This is a genomic window from Jejuibacter sp. L23 (genome assembly GCF_050815825.1).
Lineage (GTDB): Bacteria > Pseudomonadota > Gammaproteobacteria > Enterobacterales > Enterobacteriaceae > Jejubacter > Jejubacter calystegiae.
Genome location: NZ_CP138199.1, coordinates 4267266 through 4287355, shown reverse-complemented (window position 1 = coordinate 4287355; position 20090 = coordinate 4267266). Strand labels below are relative to the sequence as shown.

15 protein-coding genes are annotated in these 20090 nt (G+C 58.1%); 10 read left to right on the top strand and 5 right to left on the bottom strand.

Annotation, left to right across the window (positions count from 1 at the left end; all coding sequences use genetic code 11):
• Positions 1-155: 155 nt before the first annotated feature.
• The 5 genes from SCU88_RS20545 to SCU88_RS20525 all read left to right on the top strand — a co-directional run bounded on the left by SCU88_RS20545 (position 156) and on the right by SCU88_RS20525 (position 8870).
• Complete coding sequence (locus SCU88_RS20545; protein ID WP_421805381.1) at positions 156-1520, top strand: TolC family outer membrane protein; 1365 nt, start codon at positions 156-158, stop codon at positions 1518-1520.
• Entirely contained in the window at positions 1517-3691 is a 2175-nt protein-coding gene (locus tag SCU88_RS20540; RefSeq protein WP_175341013.1) for a type I secretion system permease/ATPase, read from the top strand. The genes SCU88_RS20545 and SCU88_RS20540 overlap by 4 nt, the downstream gene beginning before the upstream one ends.
• Positions 3692-3728: 37 nt before the next feature.
• A complete protein-coding gene (locus SCU88_RS20535; protein WP_421805379.1) occupies positions 3729-4874 on the top strand; it encodes an HlyD family type I secretion periplasmic adaptor subunit in 1146 nt (381 codons plus the stop codon).
• 18 nt (positions 4875-4892) lie between these two features.
• Positions 4893-7958, top strand: a complete 3066-nt coding sequence (locus SCU88_RS20530) for a glycosyltransferase (RefSeq protein ID WP_175341012.1) — start codon at positions 4893-4895, stop codon at positions 7956-7958.
• A 114-nt stretch (positions 7959-8072) separates the two neighbouring features.
• Positions 8073-8870 carry a MetQ/NlpA family lipoprotein gene (locus SCU88_RS20525; RefSeq protein ID WP_175341011.1) on the top strand — a complete coding sequence of 266 codons (798 nt, stop codon included), beginning with the start codon at positions 8073-8075 and terminating at the stop codon, positions 8868-8870.
• A 57-nt stretch (positions 8871-8927) separates the two neighbouring features.
• Here SCU88_RS20525 and SCU88_RS20520 read toward each other — a convergent pair whose 3' ends face one another.
• Complete coding sequence (locus SCU88_RS20520; protein ID WP_175341010.1) at positions 8928-9836, bottom strand: alpha/beta fold hydrolase; 909 nt, start codon at positions 9834-9836, stop codon at positions 8928-8930.
• Positions 9837-9894: 58 nt separating this feature from the next.
• Positions 9895-10497, bottom strand: a complete 603-nt coding sequence (locus tag SCU88_RS20515) for a TetR family transcriptional regulator C-terminal domain-containing protein (protein ID WP_175341009.1) — start codon at positions 10495-10497, stop codon at positions 9895-9897.
• 131 nt (positions 10498-10628) lie between these two features.
• Between SCU88_RS20515 and SCU88_RS20510 the strand changes: the two genes are divergently transcribed.
• The 5 genes from SCU88_RS20510 to SCU88_RS20490 all read left to right on the top strand — a co-directional run bounded on the left by SCU88_RS20510 (position 10629) and on the right by SCU88_RS20490 (position 15652).
• Positions 10629-11657 carry a DUF1176 domain-containing protein gene (locus SCU88_RS20510; RefSeq protein ID WP_138093326.1) on the top strand — a complete coding sequence of 343 codons (1029 nt, stop codon included), beginning with the start codon at positions 10629-10631 and terminating at the stop codon, positions 11655-11657.
• 201 nt (positions 11658-11858) lie between these two features.
• Positions 11859-13040 (top strand): 4-hydroxybenzoate 3-monooxygenase, encoded by a 1182-nt coding sequence (gene pobA / locus SCU88_RS20505; protein WP_175341008.1) that lies wholly within the window; start codon positions 11859-11861, stop codon positions 13038-13040.
• A 185-nt stretch (positions 13041-13225) separates the two neighbouring features.
• Positions 13226-14338 carry an NADH:flavin oxidoreductase/NADH oxidase gene (locus SCU88_RS20500; protein WP_175341007.1) on the top strand — a complete coding sequence of 371 codons (1113 nt, stop codon included), beginning with the start codon at positions 13226-13228 and terminating at the stop codon, positions 14336-14338.
• Positions 14338-15222: a helix-turn-helix domain-containing protein gene (locus SCU88_RS20495; RefSeq protein WP_175341006.1), complete on the top strand. Its 885-nt coding sequence runs from the start codon at positions 14338-14340 to the stop codon at positions 15220-15222. Before SCU88_RS20500 ends, SCU88_RS20495 begins: the two co-directional genes overlap by 1 nt.
• Positions 15223-15487: 265 nt before the next feature.
• Positions 15488-15652: a hypothetical protein gene (locus SCU88_RS20490; RefSeq protein ID WP_168198746.1), complete on the top strand. Its 165-nt coding sequence runs from the start codon at positions 15488-15490 to the stop codon at positions 15650-15652.
• A 53-nt stretch (positions 15653-15705) separates the two neighbouring features.
• Here the strand turns inward: SCU88_RS20490 and SCU88_RS20485 are convergent, their stop codons facing one another.
• From SCU88_RS20485 to SCU88_RS20475, 3 genes are all read right to left on the bottom strand, one after another.
• Positions 15706-16419 carry a 3'-5' exonuclease gene (locus tag SCU88_RS20485; RefSeq protein WP_206665543.1) on the bottom strand — a complete coding sequence of 238 codons (714 nt, stop codon included), beginning with the start codon at positions 16417-16419 and terminating at the stop codon, positions 15706-15708.
• Between the two features lies 1 nt (position 16420).
• Positions 16421-18289: a DUF294 nucleotidyltransferase-like domain-containing protein gene (locus SCU88_RS20480; protein WP_138093314.1), complete on the bottom strand. Its 1869-nt coding sequence runs from the start codon at positions 18287-18289 to the stop codon at positions 16421-16423.
• Positions 18290-18361: 72 nt separating this feature from the next.
• Entirely contained in the window at positions 18362-19993 is a 1632-nt protein-coding gene (locus SCU88_RS20475) for a sodium/sugar symporter (protein WP_138093311.1), read from the bottom strand.
• Positions 19994-20090 lie beyond the last annotated feature (97 nt).

Below are 20090 nucleotides of genomic sequence, written 5' to 3'. Positions count from 1 at the left end.
AGGGATGTGCCCGCCAGGTATCGGATTGAATAACGATACCGGCGGAGAAAATAACGATTATTTATCGTGCTAATCATAATAAAACTGAATTTTTGGGAAGTAATATGGGAATACATCGCTATTGCCATGTGGGGATCGTCTGCCTGCTAATGGGAATGATGCCATGCTATGCCGCATCTGAATCGGACGACATTCGAACGATTGACCCCCAGCAATTAAAGGCACAGCAACTACCTGCATTAACAGGCCAGGTGATGGAGCCTCTGCGCCATCAGCCTTCCACGCCGCTGGATATTAACGCTGCGGTACATCGCGCCGTTCAGTGGTATCCGGATATTAGTGAAGAAATTAATAAACTTTTTACCCAGGCGGCGAAAGTCGATGTGGCACGCGCGAAATATTATCCCCAGGTCAACGGGGGATTTAATAACGGCGTGACCAATACCTATACCGATCATGGCTATAGTCCGTCGCTGGTATTATCCATTTCACAAATGCTGTACGACTTCGGCAAAGTCGACAGCTCGGTGCGCGAAGCGAACGCCGCCGTGGCGCAGCAGCAGGCTATGGTGCTGCTGAGCATTGATAAAATCGCCCACGACGCCGGTGCGGCGCTGGTTCAGGTTCAGGGCTATCAACGGCTGGTAGCCATTGCGCAGGAACAACTGGCGGCACTGGATAAAATCGGTGTGCTGGCGCGTCAGCGCAATAGCGAAGGCGCCAGTTCGCTGTCGGATGTGGTGCAGACCGAAGCGCGTATCGAAGGTGCCAGAGCGACGCTGACCCAGTATCAGGCCAGCCTTGAACGCTGGCGGGCCACGCTCTCCACTTATCTGGGGTGGGAACAGACTCAATCAGTCAGTGACGTTTTCCCGCGTCAGATGGATGGCGCCTGCCAGGTATCGCATATCGACGACCAACTGGTACCGCAAGTGCTGGCAGCCCATGCCCAAATGAATCAGGCCGTGGCGCAGCTGGATAGCGCGAACGCCCAACTGCTGCCCACCATTTCTCTGGAACCTGAAGTTACCCACTACCTGAACGATCGCTATGCCAACAGTCAGACCCTGGATCGGACCCAGTATTCTGCCTGGGTCCGGGTGCAGATGCCGCTGTATCAGGGGGGAGCGCTAACCGCCAGTCGCGATGCGGCGCAGCACAGCGTGGCGGCGGCGACGGCGGCGGTAAGAACCGCGCAGTTAGAGGTTCGCCAGCAACTGAGCGAGGCCAGCAACGAAGCGGTCAGTCTGCAGCAGGCGCTATTGATTCAGGCCCGCCAACAGGCGCTGAGCGAGAAGACCCGCACCCTGTATCAGCAGCAATACCTTGAATTGGGCACCCGCCCGCTACTGGATGTGCTCAACATTGAGCAGGAGATCTTCCAGTCGCGCTTCGTGGAACAGCAAACCCGAAGTCAGCTCAGAAGCCTGCAACTCGACTGCCTGTACAGCACCGGGCGCACCCGTAGCGCCTTCTCTCTTGATAAACAAGCCATCCAGGGCGTGGAGATCCGTTCATGAGTGACATCCTTCCAGCGCCGCACGTAGAAACACCAACGGCGCAAGATATTGCCGACTGGCAGCGGGTTATCGCCCAGGTGGCCCGTCATTATCGTATTACATACTCCGCGGGCAGTTTGCAGGCGGTTGCCAACTGGCAGAGCGAACAGCCTCTGGCGCAGGTACTGAAAAACCTGGGACGCCAGGCCGGGCTACAGGCGCGAATTCTGAGCGAAGAGATCGGGCAGATTTCACGCTGGCAATTGCCGCTGGCAGTCCAACTGCGCGACGGTCAGATTGGCGTCATACTCAGCTTTGACGGCGAGGACCAGGTGGCGGTCAGCCTGACGCGCGATGAAGAGCTCATTAATCGCTACCCGCTTCAGGACCTGCTGTCGGAAATCTGTCTGGTGGTGGCGCTGCGCCCGTCGGCCCAGGCGCGGGATCCCCGTGCCAGCCGCTATCTGGAGGCTTTCCGGCCAGACTGGCTGCGTAAGCTTGCGATACAGAAACTGCGCCCTTACGGCCATGTGATGCTGGCTTCGCTGTTTATCAATCTGCTGTCGATGGCGGGCATTATTTTTTCGATGCAGGTTTACGATCGGGTCATTCCGGCTCAGTCGTACCCCACGCTGTACGTTCTGGCGTTTGGAGTGCTGATTGCGGTGCTGTTTGCCTTCGCGCTACGGCTGATGCGCGGCCACATTACCGACATACTGGGCAAACAGGCGGATATTCGTATTTCCGACCGGGTGTTTGGCCATGCCCTGCGACTGCGCAACAGTGCGGTGCCACGTTCTACTGGTAGTTTTATCTCCCAACTGCGCGAGCTGGAGCAGATTCGTGAAATGGTGACCTCGTCCACCGTTTCCGCCGTGGTGGATTTGCCCTTCTTCCTGCTGTTTCTGGTGGTCCTTTGCGTTATTGCGCCTCAACTGGCCTGGATTGCGCCGCTGGCGGCGATCCTGATGCTGGCGCCGGGTCTGATGCTGCAAAAAAAGCTGGCTCATCTGGCCCGTCAGAATGTGCAGGAATCGACCCTGCGTAACGCCGTGCTGGTCGAAAGTATCCAGGGGCTGGAAGACATTAAGCTGATGCAGGCGGAAAATCGCTTTTTGCAGCAGTGGAATGGCTATATCCAGATCACCGCCCAGTCTGGGGTTCGCACCCGTAAGCTGACCCAGGGGCTAATCGCCTGGGGGATGAGCGTTCAGGGCATGGTCTATGCTGGCGTGGTCATGCTGGGAGCGCCGTTGGTGATCGACGGTGACATCACGACCGGCGCGGTGGTGGCCGCTTCGCAGCTTTCTGCGCGCATGGTGGCTCCCATGACCGCGCTGTGCGGCGTTCTGGCGCGCTGGCAGCAGGCACGGGCCGCCAAAGCCGGACTGGACAGCATTATGAGTCTGCCGGTGGAAAATGGTCCGGATGAGCAGCGTATCGCCAGTCCGGTGCTGCACGGCAACTACCGTTTCAGCAATGCGCTGTTCCGCTATCACCAGGATGATCCCCAGGTACCGCTGCGGGTCGCGAAGCTTGAGATCGAGGCCGGTGAGCGTATCGCCGTACTGGGTCGCAACGGCGCCGGAAAATCGACCCTGCTACAGGCGCTGGCTGGCGGTATTCCTCTGATGGAAGGGGAACTGACTCTGGATAATCTGAGCCTGGGGCATATTGATATGGCGGATGTGCGGCGTAACGTCGGGCTGCTGACCCAAAACGCCCGACTGTTTCACGGCACGCTGCGCGAAAACCTGACTCTGGGGGCGCCGAATGCCAGAGACGATGAGGTTTTCGCGGCGCTGGAGGTGTGCGGCGGCGCGGACTTTATCCGCCGTCTGCCGTTGGGGCTCGACCATCTGGTGATGGAGGGGGGCAGCGGTCTGTCGGGCGGCCAGCGCCAGGCCATTCTACTGGCGCGAATGCTGCTACGCGATCCCAATATTGTGCTGCTGGATGAGCCCACCGCGGCGCTGGATGAACACACTGAACGCGACTTCCTGCAACGTCTTGAACGCTGGCTGGGAGGACGCACCCTGGTGGTGGCGACTCACCGCACCGCGGTAATGGCGCTGGTAGACAGAGTGCTGGTACTCAAAGAGGGGCAACTGGTGATGGATATGCCGAAAGAACAGGTGCTTAACCGGGCAGCGGCCCCGGCGGGAGGCGATAATGAAAAACAGTCAGCCTGAACAGGCGCTGCCGCTGCTGGCCGGAGTGGATAGCGACATGGATGATGGCGCGCTGTCCCGCTCCCAACGGGTGGTGGTGGTAATTGCGCTGCTGTTGTTGGTGACTCTGGTCTGGGCGTGGTTCGGCACTCTGGACGAAGTGTCCACCGGAACCGGGAAGGTGATTCCCAGCACACGCGAGCAGGTGATTCAGTCACTGGACGGCGGCATTCTGGTGGCGTTGGGGGTAAAAGAGGGGCAGCGGGTTCAGGCCGGTCAGATAATCGCCCGACTGGATCCGACCCGTTCGCAATCCAACGTAGGGGAGAGCGAGGCCCGCTATCGGGCGGCGCTGGCCGCCAGCGCTCGCCTGTATGCCGAAGTGAACGATCTTCCACTGACCTTCCCGGAAGCGCTTAAGGACTCTCCGCAGCTCATTTCCGCAGAGAGCCGCTTGTATCACGCCAGACGTAGCCAGTATGCCGACTCGCTGACTCAGATTAAGGCGTCTCTGGCGTCGGTAAGCCGGGAGCTGGAGATCACCCAGCGTCTGGTGAACACCGGCGCTGCCAGCAATGTGGACGCTCTGCGACTTCAGCGTCAGAAGGCCGATCTGCAACTGAAGATGCTGGATTTGCGTTCCCAGTATCTGGTTCAGGCCCGGGAGGAACTGTCCAAAGCTAATGCCGAATCCAGCACGTTATCGGAAGTTATTAAGGGACGAGCCGACTCCCTGCGGCGAATGACGGTGACTTCGCCGGTGCGCGGCATTGTGAAAAATATTAAAGTAAACACTATTGGCGGCGTGATTCCGCCTAACGGCGAACTGATGGAGATTGTGCCGATCGACGATAGATTGTTGATCGAGACGCGTTTGTCGCCGCGCGACATTGCGTTTATTCACCCGGGGCAGAAGGCGTTGGTGAAAATCACCGCCTATGACTACGCCATCTACGGTGGTCTGGAAGGGCAGGTAGAGAGCATTTCGCCGGACACTATACAGGACGAGGCCAAACCGGAAATCTACTATTACCGTGTCTTTATTCGTACTGATCACGACTTTTTGCACAACAAAGCAGGCAAACGCTTTTCGATCGTACCGGGTATGATCGCCAACGTGGATATCAAGACTGGCGAGAAAACGGTGCTGGATTATCTGATTAAACCCTTTAACCGCGCCAAAGAAGCACTGCGGGAACGCTAATTTTCCGGGAGGATGGCAATGTCTTTAAGTCATTTATTAGAGCGCGCCTGGCCGCAGGCGCAGACCCTGGTGCCAGAAAAGCAAGGCGATGGCTGGACGCTGTTTTTTAGCCTGGGGTCACCGGAAAGCCGTGCCCGGGTGGTAACGGCACGGGGACGCAGCTTTCCCGAAGCCTGGCTGGCTGGCGCTCAGGCGTTGCAAAAACAGCGCCATAAATCACAGGTGGAGCCCTGCTGGCTGCGGGTGGAGGTGGTGAACAAGATTGAGCCTCTGAACTGGGGTCAGCTTAAGGAAAAACTGGCGCGTACCAAGCGTAATTACTTCCGCTTTGGCCTGAGTTTTGACGCGCAATTCTCCCGGACGCTGCTGGAAATGGAAATCAACGCCAACGCTATTCTCTACGACGGCAAGATTCCGGTCGCCACGCCCAATGCCGGTAATCTGGCGCGCTACGGCGAACAGCGCTTTGGCGAAGCGCTAAGCTGGCCCGAAAGCGACAGCGAAACGCTGTGGCGCTTTACCACCTGCGGCCTGTTTACCGATGGCCGCCAGGTATGGGAACTCACTTCGCAGGGCCGTTATTCCGGTTTCCGGCAGGTAGAAAACTGGCAGCAGACGGCGTTGCCGCAGGCCATTACTCAGGGCTGCGATTTCCTGGCCCGCCAGGTACTGGCGCAAGGCAAGTATGAGTACGGCTGGTTCCCCTGTTTCGACCGGCGAATTGGTACCTATAATGCCCTGCGTCACGCCAGCAGTACCTGGGCGCTGATCGATGGCTGGTCACTGACGCGTAATCCGGAACATAAAGCGGCCATTGAGCGGGCGCTGGACTATTTAACCGGACAACTGATTCAGAATTTTTCATTGCCTGACGGCGGCAGCGCCGACTTTGTGGTGGATGTCGGTGATGAAATTAAACTCGGCGCTAACGCCGTGGCGATCCTGGCGCTGGCGAAGTACAGTGAAGTCACCGGCGAAACCCGCTATCTGGAGCAGATGAACCGGCTGGCGGAAGGCATTGCTTTTATGCAGGATCCGCACAGCGGCGGCTTTGTGCACGTGCTGAATGCGGCGGATCTGTCGCTCAAAGAGGCTCATCGCATTATCTATTACGATGGCGAAGCGGCCTTTGCGCTGATGCGTCTGTACAGCCTGACCGCCGAAGCCCGCTGGCTGGATCGCGTTAAAAAAGCGGTGGATCATTTTATCGTTAAGGAGCACTGGCGCGCCCACGATCACTGGCTGGGCTACTGTATTAATGAGCTGACGATCTACTGCCCGGAAGAGAAGTATTTCCGCTTTGCTCTGGACAATGTCCGCGATCACCTCGATTTTGTTGCCGAGCGGGTGACCACCTATCCCACGCTGCTGGAACTGATGATGGCGGCGCAACAGACCCTGACCCGACTGGCGAATTCTCCTCATCGTGGGCTGCTGGCGGATTTCGACCTCGCTAAATTTAACCGGGCGCTGGAAACCCGGGCGCGCTACTTGCTGAACGGCTTCTTCTGGCCGGAACTGGCGATGTATTTCAAACGACCCCGGCGCATTGTTGGCAGCTTTTTCATTCGTCATCACGGCTATCGGGTGCGGATCGACGATGTGGAGCACTATCTGTCGGGCTATGTCGCTTATCTGACCTGGCTGCGACGCAGTCAGCGCCAGCCGGTGGCATTAACGCCATGGTCCGCCACCCAGATTATGTTTCTGGGGGAAAACTTGCGTAATGTCGGCAACGGCATCGAAGTGGCGATGGCGCGGCGCGCCAGGCTGTTCGTTGAACGGCTGGGGCAGACGCCGTGCATTATGACGTCGGCGTGGAATCCGGCGCTGGGGCAGACGGTGGCGCAGTTTAAAGAGAGTGGCCGACTGCCGCAGGGCGTACGGGTAATGTCGATTTACGACGGACTGCTGGCGATGCGCGATCGCGGGGAACTATCGGCGCTGCCCTGGCAGGTGCCCGGGCCGCTACTGAACCGTACCCGCAGCGATGGTGGTCTGTATCGTTTGCAGTTTGCCCATAAGGACGCTCCGCAGCGCCTGGCGCTGGAGGTTTTTGTGGACGGCCACAGTCAGGCGCTGCTGCTGAAACACTATCAGAGCCGTAACGATCGTTCGGTGCTGACGCGCATCGACTGGCACCAGACCGGAAGCGGCATGGTCAGCTTCCTGAGCGAGTCGGCCTGGCTGGCGGCGGCGCTGAATGCCACTCTGGCGCCTGAGGTGCGCTGGCACTTTATCGTCGATAAAAATCTGCCGTGGCGTGATTTTGTCTTATCCGATCCCAGGTCGCGTTTTAACGCCACGGTGACGTCGGTTATTCATAATACCCACCGTTTGCGCAATGGGAAATTGAAGCAGTCCTACGCGCACCTGCTGGTGGCGGAAGCGCCGGTCGATCAAATTCTGGTGCTGACCCGGGAACAGCATGACGATCTGGTACGCGATGGCGTAAAACCCGAGATGCTGCGAATAATCCCGAATGAGGCTCCATTGGCTGGTATTACACCCACTAACAGGGATAACCGGCGGGTGCTCTATATGGCGCGCTATTCGGCAGAAAAACGTCACGATCTGCTGGTCAGGGTGTTTCAGCGAGTGCTACAGGCGGTGCCGGATGCGGAGTTACACACCTGGGGCGCCGGTCCGTTGCGTCAGGGGCTGGTGCGGCAGGTGGCGCAACTGGGGCTGGAGGCGTCGATAAAGATCCACGGTTTTACCGATGACATCGCCCGGCTCCATAGCGAAAGCTGCTGCGCGGTGCTCTGCTCCGACCAGGAAGGGCAGTCGCAGTTCGGTCTGGAGGCGCTAAGTTACGGGACGCCGTTGGTCAGTATGGCGGTGAAGTATGGTCCGCGCGATCTGCTGGCCGACTTCGACTGCGGCCGCCTGGTGCCGGATGGCGATGAACAGGCGCTGGCCGACGCGCTTATTGAGGTGCTGACCCATCCTGAGCAACAGTCCCGGATGCGCCAGCAGGCGCGGCTAAGCGCGGCGCGCTTCCATCCGGATATTGTGGCCGGGTACTGGCGCACCTGGTGGCAGGCGCGTAGCGAGGCGCCTCAGGCGCTTTTATGTGAATAGACGTCTGGATGGATATATGGTTATTCAATAACGGTATTTCCTCATTATGCAGGGCTGTGCTCCAATGGATGGCATCATTATTATTTATCATTGTGAATTAAAAGGAATTTTAAGATGAAAAAAATTGTAGCCGCCCTGCTGGCTGGCGCCTGCCTGTTGTTGACCGCCTGCTCTCAGGACGATGACAGTAAAGTAAAAGTGGCGATTAACACCGGTCCGGACCAGGCCATCTGGGATGTGGTGAAAAAAGTCGCTCATGAAAAATATCAACTGGATGTCGAAGTCGTCTCCTTTAATGATTACGTGTTGCCCAACGAGGCGCTGCGTAATAAAGACGTGGACGCTAACGCCTTCCAGAGCATTCCTTACCTGGAGGATCAGTCGAAAGAGCGCGGCTATCAGTTCGCGATCCTGACCAACACCTTCGTTTACCCCATCGCAGGCTATTCGAAGAAACTGAAAAACCTGTCTGAGCTGCCGGACGGCGCGACGGTGACTATCTCCAACGAAGCCACGACTCTGGGGCGTAGTCTGCTGCTGCTGGAAGCGAAAGGGCTGATTAAGCTGAAAGAGGATGTTGGCTTCCTGCCCACGACCCTGGACATTACTGCCAATCCTAAGCATCTGAAGTTTGTGGAAGTGGATACTCCGCAGTTGACCCGGACGCTGGATGACGGCAACGTCTATTTATCGATTATTAACAACAACTTCGCCTCGCAAATTGGGCTTTCCGCCACCCGTGACGGCCTGTTTATGGAAGATAAAGCCTCGCCTTATGTCAACGTGATGGTGGCGCGGAGCGAAGATAAAGACGATCCGCGACTGGCGAAGCTGGTTGAGGCGTTTCGCTCTGATGAAGTGGTGAAAAAGACCGAAGAGATCTACAAAGGGGATGCCATAAAGGGCTGGTAACCGGCTGGCGTTTCCAGTAAAGCCCCCATACTGCTCCGGCAGATGGGGGCTTTGTTTTCAGATAAAGAAGTCGCTTAATGCCCGGGCGGTGGCCAGGGGTTGTTCTTCCGGAATAAAGTGGCCGCAGTGGGCGATGGTCTGTCCTTCTATCCTGGTCACGAAGGGGCGCAGCGGTGCCGCCATATCGGGAATCGAACCCCGATCGGCGCTAAGAGCCAGTACCGGCACGTTAAGGGGGCCCGCCTGCTGTAGCTCGCGGTTCTGGCGGGCGGAAAGATCGGCGGCCCGATAGTAAGCCAGCCCCGCCCGCAGGCCGCCGCTGGTGGTAAATACCCGCAGATACTCATCGATATCCTGTTCTGAGAAAGCGTCCGGAAAGGCTGTTTTGCGGCGCAGGAACCAGTCGAGATAGAGCCGTTCGCGCCCGCTTATCAGGGCTTCCGGCAGATCGGCGATCATGTGGAACGCAAAGTGCCATGTCTTCCAGGCTTTATCGGGGGACAGTGGCAGTGCGTCCGGCAGGGTAATGCCGGGAATACCGGCATCAAGTAACGCCAGGCGTTTCACTTCATCGCGATAGCGGTTGGCAAAAGGCCAGGCGACCCAGGCGCCAACGTCGTGCCCGGCCAGATAGTAGCGGTGCACGCCCAGTTGCGCCAGCAGGCCATGGGCCTTATCGGCCAGGGTCAGGGTATCGTAGCCATCCAGCGGTTTATCGGAATCCCCCTGTCCCGGCAGGTCCGGCGCGATAATATAAAAGCGTGAGGCCAGCGCTTTCATGACCTTATGCCAGGCGTACCAGCTTTGCGGAAAACCGGCGAACAGCACCAGGGTAGCGCCTTCTTCATTGCCGCCAGCCACGTAGTGGAGCCGCAGGCCATCGACGGTAGCGTAACGATGTTCAAAGCCGGGAAGCGACGCCACCGGGCGCGATGCAGGGCCGTTGTTTAACGTGTTTGTTGGCATGGTGATTTCTCCCGTTGTGATATTTAGGAAATGATCAATTCCTAAATGGGTAAAATTTTTAGTCGAGCAGCTTCATGATCTGAGCGATGGCGGCATTGCCATCGCGAATTTCCGTCACCTTGCCCATAACGCGCATTCCCAGAGTCAGGCAGAGCAGCAGATCGGCCGTCAGTGTCGGATCGATACCGGCTGCGATCGAGCCATCGCGCTGGCCTTCGCGAATCATTTCGTCAATAAATGCCCGGTTGCGCATGACGGCCTGGCGCGCCAGGCCGGCCAGTTCTTCATCCAGCGCCTGGGATTCCACGGTGCTGCCTACCACCAGACAGCCGCGCCGTCCTTCCAGATCTGCTGCGGATTCCAGATAAAAGCGCAGCCATTCGGCTATACGCTCCCGGCCGCTGGCAAAAGGCGCCAGTCGGGCCTGCAGTGCTGCACTGCGCTGTGACAAATAGCGGGCGAAAACCTGAATAAACAGATTACGCTTATCCTTAAAGGCCTTATAGATACTGCCCGAAGTCAGGCCCATAGCGGTGCTTAAGTCGCCTATCGTGGCGGCGTGATAGCCCCGGTTGCGGAAAACCAGCATCGCCTGATCCAGGGCGCTGTCTGTGTCGAATTCCCGCGGTCGTCCACGCTCTTTAACCTGTGACTGACCCATGGCGCTCCCAAATTAGAAAATGATCATTTCCTAAATGATGGCAAAGAAAGCGCCGGGAGTAAAGCCGTGCCCGACTATACTGACAAACGCTTCCGGGTCCGGGAGTGACTCTGGCTATTAAGGAATTTGTCATGATCGTGAGGAATCACCTTTGCTTAGTTACGCTGTGCTGTCTGGCGTTGTCGGCCGCCCGGGCCGTGGCGGCGGATGGCAGCAGCTTTTCCCATAAGGACTGGGATCTGGTCTGCGATAACACCCTGACCTGTCGCGCCGCAGGCTATTCGCCGGAAGGGACAGAGCAGGCTGCCAGCGTATTGTTGATGCGTAAGGCGGGCCCAGGTACGCCGCTGGACAATCGGGTGCGGCTGGCTGAGTCAGAAGATGGGCAGAGCGCAGGCGATGCGCCGCAATTGATGGTAGCGAACCAGTCACTCGGAATGTTACAGCCCGCTGATGATGACGCCTGGCTGATGAATGGGCGCCAGCTCGACGCCTTTATGGCGGCGTTGCATAGCGGTAGCGCTATTGGTTTTCGTGATGCCCGCGGTACGTATCCGCTTTCCGGAGCGGGATCCAGCGCGGTATTGCTCAAAATGGATGACTTGCAGGGCAGGGTGGGTACCCGTGGCGCGCTGATTCGGCCTGGTACGCGAGATGAATCCGGCGTACGGCAGCCGAATCCCGCGACCGTTGTCGCGAAAGCGCCGGTGGCGGATAAAGAGAGCCGCGCCATGACGGCCGATGAGATCGCGCGGATAAAGCCGAATCTGATATCGCGCATTGAGGCCAGCGGCGATTGCGACGATGAATGGATGGGTGAACACTGGTATTTCGCCCGGCTGGACGATCGCTATGGGCTGGTGGGGGCATCCTGCTGGCGCGGTGCCTATAACAGCGGCGATATCTGGTTTGTTATCGACAACGAGAACCACGAACCGGTGCAGCTGGTGACCACTGGCGCTACGTCTTACCAGCAGGGAAGCCTCGAACTTTATCAGAAGGGACGTGGACTGGGCGATTGTATACGCTTTTCCAGCTGGACCTGGAACGGCCAGCGCTTCGTCGCCAGTTCGGATGGCGATACCGGCCGCTGCATGATGATTCGCCCCGGTGGCGCCTGGACGCTCCCGACCCTGGTTACTCGCCAGGTCCAGCGCTAATGATTTCCGGCGCCGGGCTTTGCCTGGCGCCGCACTCCTGAAGTTTGAACTCCGCCACATTTCCCGATGATTTTCGAAAAGTGCAAGTTTTGATGAAAAACTGGCCTTCTTTTTTCCCTCCGTCATATCAAAAATGCAATATCAATCATTTTTAAAACACAAATTAAACAAATAAATAACAATTCATCTGCGAGGTACCCTATGAAAACCCAGGTCGTTATCGTTGGCGCGGGTCCGTCCGGACTACTGCTTGGCCAGCTGCTGCAAGCTGCCGGAATCAGCAATATCATCCTCGAGCGTCAGTCCCCCGACTATGTGCTGGGCCGTATTCGCGCCGGTATTCTGGAAAGCGGTACGGTTGAGCTACTGCGTGAAGCAGGCGTCAGCCAGCGCATGGATTCCGAAGGACTGGTGCATGAGGGGGTGGAATTTCTGTTCGACGGGCAGCGTATTCCGGTGGCTCTTAAGGCCCTGAGCGGCAAAGCGGTGATGGTCTATGGACAGACCGAAGTGACCCGGGATCTGATGGCGGCGCGGGAGCAGGAAGGGGGCGCCTCGTTCTATGGCGTCAGCCGGGTGGAGCTGCACAGTCTTAAATCCGATAGGCCGCGGGTTACCTTCGAACAGGCGGGGGAACGTTACAGTATCGAGTGCGACTATGTGGCGGGCTGCGACGGCTTTCACGGCGTATCGCGCCAGGCGATTCCCAAAACGGTGCTGCGCGAGTATGAGCGCGCATATTCCTTCGGCTGGCTGGGGCTGCTGGCGGACACGCCGCCTTTGCATCACGAGTTGATCTACGCGCATCATTCCCGTGGTTTTGTACTGTGCAGTCAGCGCTCGTTGACCCGAAGCCGTTACTACCTTCAGGTGCCGCTTAGCGAAAAGGTGGAGCAGTGGTCGGACGCCCGCTTCTGGGATGAGCTGGAGCAGCGCCTGCCCGCCGAACTGACCGCCGGGTTGCAGACCGGACCGTCGCTGGAAAAAAGCATCGCACCGCTGCGCAGCTTTGTGGCGGAGCCCATGCAGTACGGGCGTCTGTTTCTGGTGGGGGATGCGGCACACATCGTGCCGCCGACCGGCGCCAAGGGCCTTAACCTGGCCGCGTCGGACGTCAATTACCTGTGGCGCATTCTCAGCAAGGTATATCACGAAGGGCGAACCGATCTGCTGGAACGCTATTCGGAACTGGCGTTACGCCGGGTGTGGAAAGGGGAGCGCTTTAGCTGGTTTATGACCGGCCTGCTACATGAATTCAGCGAGCAGAGCGGCTTCGAGCGCCGGATCCAACAGGCGGAACGCGAATATTACCTGACCTCCCGGGCCGGGCTGACCACCATTGCGGAAAATTATGTCGGCCTGCCGTTTGAAGAGGTGCGCTGACGGAGAATAAAGGCCCCAGCTTATTGAGCAGGAATTCGGCCACCCCATTAAACTCTTAGTGGGGGGCTTTGTCACCGGAGCATCCCCACAGCATGCGGCAGCTTCTGGCATATTGCCGTCGGTTCCGGTGGGGTGTGCACCGCAGGAGGGCCGCAACATCAGGTTTCCTGAGTCCGGAGGTGATTATGTCCCTGTTATTCAGCCCGCTTAAGGTCGGGCCGCTGACGCTGAAAAATCGCATTGTGGTTCCGCCCATGTCGCAATATTCCGCAGGGAGCGATGGCGTGGTGGCGCCGTGGCACGCGCGGCATATCGGTAGTCTGGCGATTTCCGGCGCCAGTATGGTGATTAGCGAGGCGCTGGGCGTGACGCCGGATGGCCGGATTACGCCGCACTGCCTGGGTTTATGGAACGATACCCAGGCGCGGGCGTTACAGAAGTTACTGACCGATATTCGTACTTACAGTGATACTCCCATCGGCGTGCAGCTTAATCACGCCGGGCGCAAGGCAGGCACCAGCCCGCCGTGGATCGAGCACGGCGCCCCGCTCGGCAGCGAACAGGGAGGATGGCATACGGTCGCTCCTTCCGCCGTCCCGTGGCGGCCGGGATGGTCCGTACCAGAAGCGCTGGATGAGCCCGGGATGGATCGCATTCTTCAGGCCTTTATCAGTGCCGCCAGGCGGGCGCTGGAAGCGGGAGTGGATTTTGCGGAACTGCTGGCGGCTAACGGCTATCTGCTGAGCCAGTTTTTGTCGCCGCTCAGTAACCAGCGTCGCGATGATTATGGCGGCAGTCCGGAAAACCGGATGCGCTTTCCACTGCGGGTGGCCCAGGCGCTGCGCGAGATCTGGCCAGCTTCGCTGCCGTTAGGCGTACGCTTTAACGGTGGCGAATTTGCTGATGGAGGGCTGGAACTGGCAGAAGCCGTTCAGTTTGCCCGGGAGCTGCATCGTCTGGGATATGACTACCTGAGCGTTTCCGGGGGATATAACGTTTATAACGAGACACCGCCCGCCGGGCAGCAGGGCTATATGGTACCCTTTGCCGCAGCGGTAAAAGCGGCGCTGCCTGATGCGATCGTCATTACGGTAGGCATGATCTATGAAGCGAAGCAGGCCGATGCGATCCTTCAGGAGCGCAAAGCGGATCTGATCGCGGTGGGGCGCGCTATTCTTGACGATCCTCACTGGCCGATCCATGCCGCGATCGCCATGGGTGAAAAGGCATCCTGGCCGAAACCTTACGATCGCTTTGGTTCCCGGGGCTGGCCGGGCCATAAACCACAGGAGGCGTAATGACCCTGGCGCGGCATATTCCAATCTTTAAGCTCTATGGCGAACGCCTGCACTGGCCAACGCCGGATCTGCTGCACTGTGAGTCTATTCGTAGCCGTAGCAGGCTACATGAGTGGCATATTCGTACCCATCAGCATACCGATCTTATACAGCTGCTTTATATGCATAAGGGGGAGGTGGAGATCGAGATTGAAGATGTGGTCCGGCGCTACAGCGAGCCCTGCCTGCAGGTGGTTCCGGCCCTGTGCGTGCACGGTTTTCGCTTTGCGCCGGGGACGCAGGGATTTTCTCTATCGTTGGCGGCGCCGCTGGTGGCGCGCTTTGAGCAGCAGTTTGGTCGTCCGTTGCAGGTGCTGAACCAGGCGGCCTGTATGAAGCCGGGGGCGTCCAGTAGTCGGATTAATGCGTTATTTGAGACGCTACAGCATGAATATCGGGCGGATCATGACGCCCGGGATATGATGATCCACTCGCTGCTCGGCACTCTGCTGGTCTGGCTTAATCGTCAGGGCGCGCCGCGTAAGGCGGTGAGTGACCGGCTGGAGCGGCGGCGTGCGGCCATCCGGCGTTTTAACCAACTGGTCGAACTCCACTATCGGGAACATCTACCAGTTGCCCATTATGCCAGCCAGATTGGTATGTCCGGCGCCCATCTTAATACCCTGTGCCGTGAATATCATGGATGCAGTGCGCTAAGCGTGCTGCATCAGCGTCTGCTACTGGAAGCGAAGCGCAGCCTGCGTTATACCAGCATGACGGTCAGTCAGGTCTCCGACTACCTTGGCTTTAGTGATGCCACCTACTTTTCCCGTTTCTTTCGGCGCTGCACGGGCGTCACGCCCAGAGATTTCCGCGACCGTTCCGGCGCGCGCCGCCTGGCGTAGCCCTCTGGCGCTTTCCTCAATACTGTCTCCTGTCACCCGCCTCTTTCAGACAAAGTAAAGATGCGGGTGATTTACACGTTTTCTGCAAATTGCTAAAGTGTCATTGTTAAGGATAATCCTAAAAATTGTTAAGAATGATCTGGTTTTTGATTATTTGCCGGAGAGAGATATTGAAGGACCATCAAAGAAAGTACCTTGCATGGCTGCTGGTCTTCCTGCTGGGAGCGCTCTTCTGGCTCACCCTTTTTCTGATATGGGTATACTGATGACAGCACAGGGGAAGCAGCAACCGCCGGATTCCGGGGAGTCGGAAACGGAAGGGCACAGGCAGATCCGCAACAGGATGGATCGTATGGGGTTGGATCCCGATCAGCGGCGTTTTATCGAAGAGATGCTGGATGACGAAGAGGATGGTACGCCGTCAGAGTGAGCGCCTGAACGGCAATGCTCTTTTCTCCCTCTTCATGAACATCTCTTTTCCCTTTACGGGCGCGATGCCTTAACCCATTCCCCCAGCGGTGCTGGCTGCTGACGAAACAGACGGAATCGCTGAGCCAGAAGCAGTTCTGCGGTGGCGATAGCGTCGCTCAGGGCGTGATGAGCCGGATATTCCGGCAGCCGGTAGCGGCGGCGCAGATCGGAAAGGCGCCAGCTAACGGCGCCGCGCTCGCTGGCCGCTGGGAAGGCCTGTTCTATCTTCAACGTATCCAGCCACACCAGCGGCAGTTCCGGTAGCGCGTTGCGCCGCAGGTACTGACGGGTAAATTCGCGCTCCATCACCGCCCCGTGAACCACCAGCACTTTGCCCGCCATTGCCGACCAGAGCTTATCAAAGGCTGCCGCTTCGCTGACGCCATGTTGCTGCATTTCCGGCACGATATGGTGCAGGGCGACGGCGCTGCCGTCGGTATCGGTCGATGCCTGTAACAGCAAATGACGGGCGCTTTCCAGCGCGATGATGCCCTGATGCACCTCCACCCAGCCCATGCTGACAATACGATCCCTTTCGGCGTTCAGGCCGCTGGTTTCGAAGTCAAAAACCAACAGCGGCAGTTGGCGAATATCCGTCTCTGCCGACGGCAGCGGCGTCCGGAGAATGGCCTGTATCCCCTCCGGCCATCCGGCCTGAACGGGGTCAAGCGCCTGCCGCTGCTGTTCCAGCTTTTTTAGCGGATCCTTTGCCGTAAACCAGTTCACATTAGCCTCCGAACTTCATTTTTGCGGCCTCCTGGAAGCCGGAAACGATGCTAAAGGCGTCTTTCAGGTGCTGGCGCTCGAAACTGCCGAAGCGGGCGGGATCCAGCATGTTGTCAGGCGGTTCGCCGCGGCTCAGGGCCAGACGCTGATGCAGGTAGCGCAACTGGGTCGCGTAGCGCCAGGTGCCGAGCATATCCTGGACAGACGCTTCGTTTAGCGCCTGGCGATCCTCCAGTTGCAGGATGCGATCCTCGGTATTCAGCGTTTCAATATCCGCATGCAGGGCGTAGATACGCACCAGATCCACCAGACAGTGGATGGCGGCGCGCTTGATATTGAGTACCTTCTTGTTGTCGCCGTCTTTTTCCAGCACCAGTTTATGGAAGATGCCCAGCGGTGGCCGCACCCTCAGGGCGTTACGCAACAGCGCCGCCAGTAGCTTAACGTTACGGCTGATTTGCTGGTGGCGATAGTCATCAAGCTGCCGGAACAGCCCGCCGTCGCCCGCCACGTGGCGGATTTCGATAAACACATTCAGATTGAGCAGCCATTCGTATTCCGGGTTGGTGGCCCATTTGCGGTAGTAGTTCTGCCACACCGTCAGACGCTGGCACCAGGTGGGGGTGACCGCCATAAAGCGACCGGAACAGAGGGTATAACCGCAGTCGGCGAGCCCCTTGCAGACGTACATCGCAAAGTGGTTGAAGTAGTGGCGATCGCTGTCAGTGGCGCCGTCGTCCAGCAGCAGGGCGTTGTCCTGATCGGAAGAGAGGTGCACTTCGCCCCGGGCGTGGGAGCCCGCCGCCATCCAGGACCAGGCGCAGGGCGGCTCCCCAAGGTAGCTGATAGCCAGTTCGGTCAGGCGCCGGGTAAAGGCGTCGTAGATCATGGTCAGCACCTGGGCGATAACCGTAGGAGAGACGTTACCGTCCACCAGCGCTTCGAAAATCGCCTGGCGGGTAGGGGTTAGCGCCTGGAGCTCCGCGCTGCTATGGGCCCGGCTAATCTGGTCGATCAGAAATATCGCCTGCACGCTGTTTTTCTGCACCAGTTGCTGGGGCGTGACCAGCCCCACGACGTGGTGCTGACGGTCGATGACCGGGATGTTCTGGATGTTGTATTGCATCATCAGGCCGGTGGCGCGAATCGCCAGTTCGTCCTGATAGACGGTATGCAACTGGTCGGTCATTACGCTGGCGATGGGCTGGCGAATATCGTGGCCGCGGGCCACCACCCGTTTGGTCATGTCCTTGTCGGTCATCATGCCAATCAGCGTGCGGTTTTCATCCACCACAAAGGCGCAGGAGGTACGGACCTGGTCGCGCATTATTCGCGCCACTTCCTGGATGGGGGTCTGGGGTGTGACGACGGCGATATTGCGGTTAGCCACATCCCCCACCGGCCGGAAGAACAGCCCTTTTTCCTGATCGGACCAGCGCACATTCAGCGAGGATTCCATTCGGCTCCAGGCGCTGAGCGCCAGTTGGGACACCACTTCTGGATAGTCGGCGATGGCGTCGAGCAGCGCCTGATAGCCGATACGGTAGATCAGGGTGTTGTCGATGGCCTGTACGCTGTAGTCCGGTGCGGGCTGCTGCCAGGATTCATGCAGCAGCCCGAAACCAAAGATATCTTCATCCCCCAGCCGGGCCCGCAGGCTGCCGTCGGGGTGGCGCTGTTCGATGGCGCCGGTGCGAATAATGTAGAGATAGCCGGTGCCGTCAGTCGGTTTATCCAGGGTTTCGCCCTGGCCCAGATAGAGAATCGCCATCTGCTCTGCGACCCGATGCAGCACCGGCACGGGAAGCTGATTAAAGGGCTTGATGGGCTGCAAAAAGGCGACGATGTTGGGTAGCAGTTCTTCCGTCATGACGACACACACTCCTGAATAAAAAAGGCCCCGCACCTGTCACAGTGCGGGGCCGGACGTCCTGCAGGCAGATTACCAGAACAGGGCGTAGATTACCGCCAGCGCGATGACGATGGCGTAAGCGGCAATGTTGAAGCTCCGCTCGGTGTGGAAGGTTTTGGCGGTCAGCACAATCCCTTTTTCGTCGTCGTCGGCTTCAGAGGTACTCAGGCTGGTCAGCGCAATCACCACCAGGGTGAACAGCAGCGTATAGAGCATCTGGTCCATAAACGGCATGTTCAGCGGCATAAACTTCAGGAACAGCGCGAACGGGATGGAGAGCACCACGCCCAGAATCGCCCCTTTGCTGGTGGTTTTCTTCCAGAACAGACCCAGCAGGAAGACCGCCAGAATGCCCGGGCTCACCAGACCGGTGTACTCCTGAATGTACTGGAACGCCTGGCCAATGTTACCCAGCAGCGGTGCTACCAGACAGGCGACGATCAGCGCAACAACGGCAGTGACGCGGCCCACGTTGACCAGTTTGTGATCGCCCGCTTTCGGGTCGATGTACTCTTTATAGATATCCATGGTGAAGATGGTGGCGGTGGAGTTCAGCATCGACGCCAGCGAAGAGACGATAGCCGCCGTCAGCGCTGCGAATACCACGCCTTTCAGACCAGCCGGCAGGAACTGGGTCAGCCACGGATAGGCTTTGTCCGCATGGGCGGCGGTCGGCATATTGTGGCCCGCAATGCTGCCCATATTAGCCATCAGCTCCGGCGAAGAGGTAATCACGTAGGCTGCAATACCCGGAATCACCACCAGGAACGGCACAATCATCTTCAGGAATGCGGCAAACAGAATACCTTTCTGCGCTTCCGGCACTGATTTCGCCGCCAGGGTACGCTGAATGATGTACTGGTTGAAGCCCCAGTAGTAGAGGTTCGCCACCCACAGACCGCCGATCAGCACCGCAATGCCCGGCAGGTTCATGTACTGCGGGTTGCTCTGATCGAGGATCATCTCGAAGTGACCCGGCGCTGCTTCGTACATTTTGGCGATACCGCTGAACCAGCCTTCGTCGCCGCCGATGAAGTGCACCGCCAGCCAGGTGGTCAGCAGGCCGCCCAGGACCAGGAAGAAGACCTGGATTACGTCGGTCCAGACCACCGCCGAAAGACCGCCGTAGATGGAGTAGACCAGGGCGAACAGCGCCAGACCAATGATGGAGTACATCAGCGGAATACCGAGGATGGTCTCCAGCGCCAGGCCGCCGAGGTAGAGGACGGAGGTCAGGTTAACGAAGATGTACAGGGCGATCCAGAAGATAGCCAGGATGGTCTTCAGGTTCTTGTTAAAGCGCTTCTCAACGAATTCCGGGATGGTGTAGATCCCTTTTTCGATGAACACCGGCAGGAAGTATTTGCCGACAATAATCAGCGTCAGCGCTGCCATCCACTCGTAGGAGGCGATAGCCAGGCCGATGGAGAAACCGGAACCGGACATGCCGATAAACTGCTCGGCGGAGATGTTCGCGGCGATAAGCGATGCGCCGACGGCCCACCACGGCAGGGATTTACCCGCCAGGAAGTAGTCTTCGGTACTCTTTTGCTTGCCTTTTTTGTCTCTGGAAACCCAGAGGCCGACGCCGATGATAATCGCAACGTAGACTGCGAATACCACCATGTCGAGAAGGCCTAAACCTTGTTCAATGTTAGCCATGACTTTTATTCCTACGGCAACCAGATATTCAGAGGCTAATGTAAGCGTTTCCACTGTAATTGAATGTAACCTGATTCACACTTTTATTAAATTTCTC